A 9738-nucleotide genomic window follows, 5' to 3' on the forward strand; every position below is an offset into this window, starting at 1 on the left:
TCTCTTATCTTTCCTCATTCTCCACCCTCATCACGCTTTCTACCCCTTGTATCTGGGATATACGGGAAACTATATTATTCAAGTCGGCTGTATTATGTACATACAGATGAATGAATCCTTCAAAAATACCGTCCCGGGTATCGAAATGAATCATTCGCATATTCACCTTCCCTTCTTTTGCGATCAGGGCGGTGATATCGCTGACAATCCCCGGTTTATCGATTCCTGTCATTTTTATCACTGTCAGGAAAGACATCAATTTATGGCTCACCCATTTAATCGGGACAATCTTATCTCCAAAGCTGGCCATCAAGCGGATCGCTTCGGGACAAGAACGCTTGTGAACCGTAACCTTCGTACCTGCAATATTCATACCAACCACGTCGTCTCCCGGAATCGGATTACAGCAAGGAGCGATCACGAAATCCGAATTGACATCCAGCTGGACATCGTTGTCGTTCTTCTTTTTTTCCTCTCCGTCTTTCCCATTCCATAAGAACTGGAGTTTCCAGTATTTTATAAATTTATTTTCCGCTTTCTTCTTGAGTACTTTTTCAAGATCTCCTTCCGTAATGATATTTTTAGCGAGCTCGACATACAAATCGTCCTTATTGGTCAGGTTGTAATCGGTCAGAACTTTCTTCAATGGCTCGGAGGTAGGCGGTAAATCCAATTTTTTCACAACAGCCTCGAAGATCGTGATACCGGTCCGGATCTGTTCTTTCCTATACTTCTTAAAGGTGGCGTTGATATGCGTCCGGGCTTTCGCCGTCACCACAAAATCCAGCCACTCCCTTTGAGGTTTCTGTTTATCGCTCGTCAAAATCTCCACCTGGTCTCCACTCGTCAGTTTATGGCTCATCGGCACCAGCTTATGATTCACTTTCGCTCCGATACAGGTATTTCCGATTTCAGTATGGATATCATAAGCAAAATCAAGTGCCGTAGCTCCCTTAGGCAAGGTACGCATATATCCTTTAGGCGTAAATACCCGGATTTCCTTTGCGAATAAGTTCAGTTTAAATTCGTCGAGGAACTCCAGCGCACTGGCATCCGGCTGATCGAGAATCTCCTTAATTCCCGCCAGCCATTTATCCAACTCCGAACTTTCGCCTTCATTTTTATATTTCCAATGGGCAGCTAACCCTTTCTCTGCAATCTCATCCATACGTTCCGAACGGATCTGCACTTCGAACCATTGTCCTTCAGGTCCCATAACCGTCAAGTGCAAAGCTTCGTATCCATTGGCTTTAGGCACACTCACCCAGTCGCGAATCCGCTCGGGCTTGGGACTATAAATGTCTGTAATCAAAGAATAAATATTCCAGCACTGCCATTTTTCAGGCTGATCTGCTTTGGGTTTAAACACAATCCGTACGGCCAGCAGGTCGTAGATTTCATCGAAACTGATATTCCGTCTCTGCATTTTCAGCCAGACCGAATACACACTCTTCGTACGGGCGGTGATGGTATATTCGTAGTGGTTCTCGCTCAGACTTTTACGTATCGGCTTGATAAATTCTTCAAAGAGTGCCGAAAATTGTTTCTCGTAAGCTTCGATCTTTTTATCGATAACCTCATATTCTTCGGGATGTTCGTATTTCATACTGAGGTCTTCGAGCTCGGTTTTGATGGCATGTAATCCCATGCGGTGAGCCAAAGGGGCATAGATATACAGGGTCTCGCTCGCAATCTTCACTTGCTTATGCTCGGGCATAGAAGCCAGCGTACGCATATTGTGCAAACGGTCGGCAATCTTGATCAGGATCACCCGGACATCGTCGGCCAGCGTCAGGATCATCTTCCGGAAACTCTCGGCCTGCCGGCTGGTATCCGATCCCATGACCCCACTAATTTTGGTCAGGCCATCGACTATAGAAGCCACTTTCGGCCCGAATAAATTAGCGATATCTTCAACTGTATAATCGGTATCTTCCACCACATCATGCAACAAAGCAGAGATGACAGAAGTCGTCCCCAAACCGATCTCTTTCACAGCAATTTTAGCAACAGCCAAAGGATGAAGAATATAAGGTTCTCCGGACCTTCTCTTCACACCTTTATGAGCTTCATTGGCAAATTCGAAAGCTTCTTTGATTTTTTGTCTGTTCTCTTTAGAAGTCTCTTTTCGTAACGATTTCAATAAATCTTCAAAAGCTTCTTTAATCTGTTCTTGTTCTGTCATAGATATTAGCTGCCTCCGACAACGATACTAATTGTTTTGCACGACATTTAATCTTCCAACCGATACCTTGTCAAAGATAGTGAAAGGCAAGAGCAAAAACAACAAACTTGTTTGATGATTTTACCGAGCCGCATCCTATCTTATCCAAAGATATAAAAAAATAATTGAGATACTGCTAAAAGATTTCAACTTAACACATAAAAATTCTTTGTGAACTAATTTCTTCCTTCAAAAATAAACCGGCCATCCGATCGAACAATTCTGTTTTTTCAGTGGTTAAATAACTTCGCCTGCTGTCCTTACCCAATCTCCGGTCGATCTCAGGATGCCGTTTCAAATAGTCGGCCAGACTCCCGGTAACGATTTGTCCCTGTCCGATAATTTTCACCCGTGAAGGAACAAAACGGGCGATCAGCGGCCGTAATAACGGATAATGTGTACATCCCAGGATAATCGTATCGATTTCAGGATCGGTACCCAACAGTTCCTGAATGTATTTCCGGACAAAATAGATCGCCCCTTCTCCATCCAGTTCGTTATTTTCAACTAACGGTACCCACATCGGACACGCCAGCTGGGTAATCCGGAACCTCTCTTCACCATATAATTTCCCGACTTCTATCGGATAAGATCCGGATGCTACGGTTCCCCGGGTAGCCAGAATCCCGACATGTCCGTTTTGCGAATAGGTATTCAGCGCTTCTACGCTGGGACGGATAACCCCCAATACCCGTTTTTCGGGATCCCATTGCGGTAAGTCCACTTGCTGTATAGTCCGCAACGCCTTTGCCGATGCCGTATTACAAGCCAGGATCACCAAGCGGCACCCCATTTCGAAAAGTTTATGAACAGCCTCCCGCGTATATTCGTAGACCACCTCAAAAGAACGGGCACCGTAAGGGGCCCTGGCATTATCCCCCAGATACACATAATTATACTCCGGTAATTTCCGGACAATTTCTTTTAAAATAGTCAGCCCTCCGTAGCCGGAATCAAATACGCCGATACTCTCTTTGTGTTGCTCCATATCCTTGAATCAGAAACGACAAAAGCCGCCTATCCCAGGCGGCTTTTTATCCTTTTACACTCCTTATTGCAATCCTAATTTTTTCTTTACCAACGGCAGGACATCCTGTGAATTTTCAGCGGCATACAGGATACCGGCATTCATGTCGAAGATATAAGTAAACCCATTTTCTTTACCTACTTCCTTGATCGCGTTCAATGCTTTTTCCATTACAGGCTGCATCAGATCATTTTGTGTTTTTTCCAGTTGAGCCATAGCCGTTTCCTGAAAACGTTGGATTCTTTGCTGCAATCCTTGCAATTCTTCTTCTGTTGTAGCCCGCATAGCCTCTGAATAAGTCTTCATTTTTTCAGAATATTCGGCTAATTTAGTCTGGAATTGTTCTCTCAAACCATTCAACTCTGTATTTACTTTTTTCTGTTCCTCTTCGAAAGTCTTTTGAGCGGCAGTCCATTCCGGCATAGCCTGAATCAACTTCTGAGTTTCAATGTGGCCCAGTTTTACCTGTGCAGAAACACTCATTGCAGCCAATGTCAAAGCTACAAGTACAAACACTTTAATGGTATTTTTCATCATTTTTCTGGTTTATAAATATTATCATTAAATTATCTAACTCTTCCGGATCTGTTTCATTCAGACGACCGGTTTATTCTTCTTTCTTTTTGACGCTATACCCCAATTTCCGCAATACGACATTGCTTTTATCGAGTTTCGGGTCGAAATAGACAACTGAATTATCGGCGGCAACATCGATAATCATACCAAAATTTCCTTCTTTAGCGACATCTTTAATGACCGCTAAAACTTCGTCCTGCAAAGGTTTCACCAGTTCTTCGCGCTTTGCGAACAGATAACCGTCGGTGCCGAAATATTGTTGCTGCAACAAACGGGCTTTATTCTCTTTCGCTGCAATTTCTTTCTCCCGGTCTTCGCGCATCGAAGGAGTCAGAAACACTTTATCGGCATTATATCTGGATTGCATTTCTGCTATTTCCGCGTATACCGCATCGATATCGGCCTGCAACTTCTGCGAATAATCGTCCAGTTCCTGCTGGGCTTTTGCATAATCGGGGATACAGCTGAAAATATATTCCATATTCACGAAAGCATAGCGTGTTCCGCTTTGCGCCTGTGCAGTACTCCATATGCAAGACAAAAATAATAAAATAAATCCGTTTTTCAATTTAAAATGTCCTATCATAAATCGTAAACCGCAAATCCATTTTAGAATTCCTGTCCTAATACGAAGTGGATCTGTGAACCGGCAGCTCCCGGACGTCCCGGTACAGAGTCGAATCCATACCCCCAGTCGATACCTAACAACCCGAACATCGGCAGGAATACACGCAGACCGACACCGGCAGACCGATACAGGTTGAACGGTTCGAAATCTTTCAGTTCATACCATGAGTTACCGGCTTCCATAAACGCCAGCGCATAGATCGTCGCCGACTGTGCCAGCGAAATCGGATAACGCAACTCCATGGTCAGCTTGGAATACAAGCTGGCATCGGAAGCATTCGGAGCGATAAAGCTAGAGCCTGCATTTGTCAGAGAACCGTTTTCATATCCTCTCAAACCGATATATTCACGTCCGTAAAGGCTATATCCCGACATACCGTCACCCCCCATTTCGAATCCTTCGAACGGCGAACGCTTGTTTTTGTCGAAGTGACCGAGGTAACCGTACTGTACCCCTGTATACAACACAAATTTTTTATTTTTATCCAGAGGCATAAATACTTTTCCCTGAAATTTCCATTTGTGGAACTCGATCCAACGGTATTTATCTTTATCTTTAATATTCGGACTGGCATAATTCTTATCGGTAAACCAGGAATAAGGCGGCGTAAACGTCAATCCGAGGGTAAAGTCGGAACCTTCACGGGTATACAACGGATTATCGATAGAGCTTCTTCTCAATTGTACTGCAAAAGACAGGTTGTTCGAATTCCCTTCGGAAAAAATATAATAAGGCCAGTTTTTCAAGGTATACCGCTGATAGGAAGCCTCGGTATATAAGGTAAAGAAATCATCCGGCCAGGTAATCCGTCGTCCCAATCCGGCACTCAACCCGAAAGTGGTCATCAACTGATCGGTATCATACATGTCTTTGGCACTATTTCCGGCATAATAGGAGTTATAATAACTACGGCTATAACCGGTCTGACGGGAATAATAAGCCGACACACTCAATGAATTCGGTTTTTTACCTCCCAGCCAGGGCTCCCGGAAAGAAACACTGAAAGAGGTATAATATTTTCCATTGGTCTGTGCTTTCAAACTCAAAGTCTGGCCATCACCCTGAGGCAAAGGACGATATGACTCCCAATTAAAAATATTCCTCATAGAGAAATTGGTGAAAGTCAATCCGACAGAACCGATAATCATACCGGCCCCCCAACCTCCGGAGATCTCGATCTTATCATTTGCTTTTTCCTCTACTTTGTATTCCAAATCTACCGTTCCGGCTTCCTGGTTCGGTAGTGGAGTCGGATTGATTTTTTCGGGATCGAAATGTCCCAGATTGGCTAATTCCCGTACACTCCGGATAACATCTTCCCGGCTGAACAATTCTCCCGGATAAGTATACAATTCACGCCGGATTACATGCTCGTGAGTACGATCGTTTCCTTTGATAATTACCCGATCGATCGTCGCCTGTGGTCCTTCCACCATACGAATCTCGACATTGATCGAATCGTTCCCCACAACAGTCTCTACCGGCATCGCCCGGAAAAACAGGTAACCGTTGTTCAGGTAGAAGTAATTGGCTACAGCATCTTCATCCGAATTCAAACGCTTATCGAAATAACTCTTATTATAGACATCACCTTTCTTAATATTCAACAATCGGGATAATTTATCGGCATCGACCACCGTATTTCCAACCCATGTAATATCATTATAATAGTACTTGTTTCCTTCTTCGACGTCGATATAGATTTTCACCCGTTTCGGACTTTCCTGTACAACGCTGTCGGCGATAATAGCGGCATCCCGGTAACCGAGTTCGTTATATTTATCGAGCAGGTTATATTTATCGTCTTCATAACTCTCCTGAATATATTTTGCCGATTTAAAGAAATTCCTCAACGACTTTTCTTTGGTTTTCTTCATCGCTCCCTTCAGCTTGCTGTCACGCACTTTTTCGTTTCCGGTGATAATCACATCGCTGATCTTGATTTTATTCTTCCGTTCGACCGTCGCATCCAAATACACAAAATTCGGTCTTTCAGGGTCATCCCGCTGTAAAACCTTCACAGAGATATTGTAGTATCCTTTTTCTTTAAAATATTTTTCGATGATGCGCTGTACACCGGCGATCATATTATCGGTAACCTGGCTTCCGGGCAATTGATTGATCTTCTCTTTAATTTTACTTTCTTCCGATTTTTTGAGTCCGATATAGTTAATCGCAGACAAACGGTGACGTTCTGCCAGATTAATAATCAGGAATACTTTCTGTCCTTCTACCCGGTCGACAGAGATCGTCACATCGGAAAACAATCCCTGGCCATACAAACGGCGTATCGCTTTCGTTATCGCATCCCCCGGTATTTTCACCTCGGACCCCACACGGAGACCGGTAGCCAGAATCAATGTTTCAGGATCGTACTGCTCACCAATACCGGTGACCTCGATACCGGCAATTTCGTATGTTTTAGGGCTCGAATAATAAATATCAGGCTGGAATAAAGTATCAGCCGACTGCGCCATAACACGACAAAAGCAGAAAAAAATTATTGAAAGACAAAGAATTACTTTTCTAACCATATATATTCTTTTAGCTATCTAAGACAGCGTTACCAGTTACTTTTCAGTTACGTTTATCCCCTCTCCCTTTTCACCCTTCACTTTTATCTGTTCTCCGGTCATTCCAAAACGTCTCTCCCGTTGCTGAAAATTACGGATTGCCAAATATAAATCATCTTTTTCAAAATCAGGCCAAAATTTGTCGATAAAATAAAACTCCGTATAGGCACATTGCCATAACAGGAAATTACTCAACCGGCATTCTCCGCTTGTACGAATCAATAAATCAGGATCAGGAATCCCCGCGGTAGTCAGATAACGGGCAAACAATTCGTCCGTAACCTCCTCCGTATCCGTCACTTTTCCGGCCTTATAATCGGCCATCAACCTCCGGGCAGCTTCGACAATTTCCCAACGGGCTCCATAACTTAAAGCCAGCACCAAGGTCACTCCTGTATTTGCAGCCGTCCTGTGAATCAGCCCTTCCAACTTATGCCATACCTCTTCCGGCAAATCACCGGTATTCCCGATCACTTTCACCCGCACTTTCTGCCGCATCAATTCGGACGTTTCGCGGATAATCGCATCGGTCATCAACCCCATCAGCGCATCAACTTCGGCCCTAGGACGATTCCAGTTTTCTATAGAAAAGGTATATAAAGTAAGGTATTTCAAACCGATTTCCCCACTAGCTTCTACAACCGACTTCACCGTATCCACCCCCTGTTTGTGTCCATACACCCGGTCTAAGCCTCTTTGTTCCGCCCAGCGTCCGTTGCCGTCCATGATAATCGCGATATGTTCCGGCAAGCCCGCTGCTATAATTTCTTCTTTAATATCTTGCATTATTATTCTGTTTTTCACTCAAAAGTGACATTCTGGGTTCAATGGAAAACGATAAGATACCGTAATTCCTCCCGCAAAAAAACAATCTTTATTACAAAATCAGTCTCTTCCGCCCCCCCGGAGATCGTACACCAGATCTATTTTATCGGTAAACAATTTCCGGGTACTCCATTCGCCCCCACATGACCATTGTCGGTAAAGATTAAACTTTACTCCGATGCCCCAAGGGATAGAAACACTACTCTCATCGCCGGCTCCGAGATATCCCACTCCGGTAAAAAGATACGGAGACCAGCAGGAGAATTCTTTCACTTTCTGCACCCAAAACTGCGGAAATCAAATTCGATCCATGCAGCAACATCCTTCACCGTACAATGAAATCCAGCCGGATATACCGTCTCCCCGTTGGACAGCAAGGATCTCTCCCGGATATCTATTTTCGAAAAACCTGCATTCAGCCGTAAAGCAAAACGATCGTCCAGATTATAACGGCAAAAACCTCCGAGATAACGCTGACTCCGATCAAAGTGCCGATTGGGATTATATTCGCCCATATAATACCCCATTCCTCCTAAAATTCCTAACTCTCCCTCAGGTTGACAAAAACCGTCCAAAGATAACAACAAAAGAGGGAAAAATAAGCTTATAAAGGTAAAAAATCGGGTAACAAATGCAAAGAAACAATAACATAGCTGGAATCGTTTCGGCAACTCCCTCTGTTCTATCCTATCGTATAGCACCTTTTTACCCACTTCCATTTCCGATTTTTCACTCTAGTCTTTCATTCCGTTGCGTCTGTCTTCCCCCCACATCAGCTTATTCCTCAAGGTATCGTAATAATTATGCCGGGGTAGTTTCACCACATTGATTTTTTGGCTTCCGGTACAAATTTTCAATTCCTGTCCGTCCGTCATCTTCCGGATCCGGGAGTCCATGCACAACACATATTCGCCGGAACGCCCTTCCACTTTCAGCCTCACTTCAGCCGTATTCGGTACCACCAACGGACGAATCGTCAAATTATGCGGACAGATCGGAGTCAGAATAATATTCCGGCATTCGGGACTCACAATCGGTCCTCCACCACTCAGGGAATAAGCCGTAGACCCCGTCGGAGTAGCCACCACCAATCCGTCGGCCCAATAGGTCGTAAGATAATTCTCTCCGATATAGGCATGTATCTTCAATAAAGAAGAAGTAGCAGCTTTCAAAACTCCCACTTCATTCAGGGCATAATCGAAATCCGCTATCCGTTGTCCTTCCACTTCAAGCTGCAACATATCCCGCTGTTCCACCTCATACTTCCCGGCAGCGATAAAATCGACAGCATCTTCTATCTCCTCCACGGGTACATTCGCTAAAAACCCCAAATGTCCACTATTTACCCCCAATACAGGTACCCCACTATCTTTCACATAAATCACCGAATCCAGAAAAGTACCGTCCCCACCGACGCTCAGCAGCAATTCAACCTCCTCTTTTATCAAGGTACATCTGCCGAAACAATTCAAAAATTTCGGTTCGTAACCGTAGTTTCCACTCAACAGCGCAGCGAATTTTTCTTCACACACCATCCCCACTCCTTTCCTCTCCAGTCCTTCGACCAGACGTTTCAGGTAAGGAAAAAATTCCGGTTCTATACTTCTGCCATAAATCGCTACGGTCATAAATCGATCCTCCTTCATTCAACAGACAAAGATAGAAAAAAGTTGCTGAGTTACTAAGTTGCTGAGTTACTAAGTTGCTGAGTTACTAAGTTGCTGAGTTACTAAGTTACTAAGTTGCTGAGTTGCTGAGTTACTAAGTTACTAAGTTGCTGAGTTGCTGAGTTACTAAGTTACTAAGTTGCTGAGTTGCTGAGTTGCTGAGTTGCTAACTTTTTAAACTCAGCAACTCTATAACTCAGCAACTCTATAACTCAGCA

Annotated in this window: 9 protein-coding genes; all 9 read right to left on the minus strand. The window is 43.9% G+C overall.

The features are described from left to right. Positions 1-4: 4 nt before the first annotated feature. Positions 5-2185, minus strand: coding sequence for a RelA/SpoT family protein (locus AC5RDS_RS10605; protein WP_013612341.1), 2181 nt, complete (start codon positions 2183-2185; stop codon positions 5-7). 190 nt (positions 2186-2375) lie between these two features. Then, positions 2376-3212: a glutamate racemase gene (gene murI, locus AC5RDS_RS10610; protein WP_195328857.1), complete on the minus strand. Its 837-nt coding sequence runs from the start codon at positions 3210-3212 to the stop codon at positions 2376-2378. Positions 3213-3275: 63 nt separating this feature from the next. After that, entirely contained in the window at positions 3276-3788 is a 513-nt protein-coding gene (locus AC5RDS_RS10615) for an OmpH/Skp family outer membrane protein (RefSeq protein ID WP_228026161.1), read from the minus strand. Between the two features lie 70 nt (positions 3789-3858). Beyond that, the gene (locus AC5RDS_RS10620) at positions 3859-4368 is read right to left on the minus strand and encodes an OmpH/Skp family outer membrane protein (RefSeq protein ID WP_041557324.1); all 510 of its coding nucleotides are present in this window, start codon (positions 4366-4368) and stop codon (positions 3859-3861) included. Between the two features lie 68 nt (positions 4369-4436). Then, the gene (bamA, locus tag AC5RDS_RS10625; protein ID WP_172720383.1) at positions 4437-6989 is read right to left on the minus strand and encodes an outer membrane protein assembly factor BamA; all 2553 of its coding nucleotides are present in this window, start codon (positions 6987-6989) and stop codon (positions 4437-4439) included. Positions 6990-7025: 36 nt separating this feature from the next. Then, positions 7026-7814: an undecaprenyl pyrophosphate synthase gene (gene uppS, locus AC5RDS_RS10630; RefSeq protein WP_013612346.1), complete on the minus strand. Its 789-nt coding sequence runs from the start codon at positions 7812-7814 to the stop codon at positions 7026-7028. A 99-nt stretch (positions 7815-7913) separates the two neighbouring features. Continuing rightward, positions 7914-8135 (minus strand): hypothetical protein, encoded by a 222-nt coding sequence (locus AC5RDS_RS10635; protein ID WP_288792390.1) that lies wholly within the window; start codon positions 8133-8135, stop codon positions 7914-7916. Continuing rightward, on the minus strand, positions 8123-8440 hold the full coding sequence (locus tag AC5RDS_RS10640) for a hypothetical protein (protein ID WP_272054265.1): 318 nt from the start codon (positions 8438-8440) through the stop codon (positions 8123-8125). The genes AC5RDS_RS10635 and AC5RDS_RS10640 overlap by 13 nt, the downstream gene beginning before the upstream one ends. 147 nt (positions 8441-8587) lie before the next feature. Continuing rightward, positions 8588-9499: an NAD kinase gene (locus AC5RDS_RS10645; protein WP_228026159.1), complete on the minus strand. Its 912-nt coding sequence runs from the start codon at positions 9497-9499 to the stop codon at positions 8588-8590. Positions 9500-9738: the final 239 nt, after the last annotated feature.

It is taken from the genome of Odoribacter sp., assembly GCF_985060555.1.

Bases quoted from the DNA above. Each gene is read 5' to 3' on its own strand.
- AC5RDS_RS10605 (WP_013612341.1), bottom strand. From the start codon at position 2,185: ATGACAGAACAAGAACAGATTAAAGAAGCTTTTGAAGATTTATTGAAA.
- murI (WP_195328857.1), bottom strand. From the start codon at position 3,212: ATGGAGCAACACAAAGAGAGTATCGGCGTATTTGATTCCGGCTACGGA.
- AC5RDS_RS10615 (WP_228026161.1), bottom strand. From the start codon at position 3,788: ATGATGAAAAATACCATTAAAGTGTTTGTACTTGTAGCTTTGACATTG.
- bamA (WP_172720383.1), bottom strand. From the start codon at position 6,989: ATGGTTAGAAAAGTAATTCTTTGTCTTTCAATAATTTTTTTCTGCTTT.
- uppS (WP_013612346.1), bottom strand. From the start codon at position 7,814: ATGCAAGATATTAAAGAAGAAATTATAGCAGCGGGCTTGCCGGAACAT.
- AC5RDS_RS10645 (WP_228026159.1), bottom strand. From the start codon at position 9,499: ATGAAGGAGGATCGATTTATGACCGTAGCGATTTATGGCAGAAGTATA.